The sequence below is a fragment of the Synechococcus sp. R3-13 genome, assembly GCF_047462195.1.
Classification (GTDB): domain Bacteria; phylum Cyanobacteriota; class Cyanobacteriia; order Thermostichales; family Thermostichaceae; genus Thermostichus.
In genome coordinates this window covers 4,436-5,179 of sequence record NZ_JANSIO010000457.1, presented here as the reverse complement: position 1 = coordinate 5,179, position 744 = coordinate 4,436, and the positions used below count along the sequence as shown (strand labels likewise).

Here is a 744-nt window from a genome sequence, read left to right as displayed (position 1 = left end):
TTCGACGCTGATGGAGACGGCTGCCTGGGTGGCGTATTTGAAGCCCAGGGTCTTCAGAGCATCCGCCATCTGAGCGGTGCGGGCTGTGCCGTAGCGGGCAAAAGACCAGGCAATCAGGTTACGCAGCTCTTTTTTGCCAATTTGATAGTTGCGAAAGGGCACAGGGGGCAAAGGGGCGTCGGCTTTGTTGCCGTCGGCAGCCTGCCGCGCCAGGCCAGCGGAAAATCGTCCTTTTTCGCTCATGATGCCTCGCTAGAGAGAAGGGGAGAGAAGAGCCGTCCTACGGCAGAGGGTAACTACGCAGACAAAATATCCTGCACGGTCTTGTTAAAAATGATCCGGCCCGGCGTGGTGCGAATGTACTGGCTGATCACGTTGCCGTTTTGATCTTCGCGGATACGGCGGTAGTTGGTGATCTTGAGGCGGATGCCGCCCGCTTCTTCGATGATTTGCGGCTCGGACTCTTTTTCGCCCTTGCCCAACTCCATCGGGCCGTGGTAGCGCACCCAGACCTTGCTGTGCAGGCCGATAGCACCGCGGTCGTAGGCGATGAGAGCATCTTCCAAGCTGGCGAAGAAGCGATCGCCAATATCTGGCGCGTGGGGGTTGTCCGCCGTCAGGTAGTAGCACCCCAACACCATATCTTGGCTGGGGGTGATGATGGGAGCGCCGGTGGCCGGGGAGAGGATGTTGTTGGTGGCCAGCATCAGCAGGCGCGCTTCCGCCTGGGCTTCCAGAGAAAGG

At 59.4% G+C, this 744-nt stretch carries 1 protein-coding gene and 1 pseudogene; both read right to left on the bottom strand.

Translation table 11 applies throughout. The annotated features are described in order from the left end of the window. Positions 1-243: hypothetical protein (locus NW856_RS12915; protein ID WP_414400593.1), on the bottom strand; the 243-nt coding region annotated here is incomplete at its 3' end. A 53-nt stretch (positions 244-296) separates the two neighbouring features. Then, positions 297-744, bottom strand: a pseudogene (gene rpoC1, locus NW856_RS12910) (DNA-directed RNA polymerase subunit gamma); the annotation flags it as partial.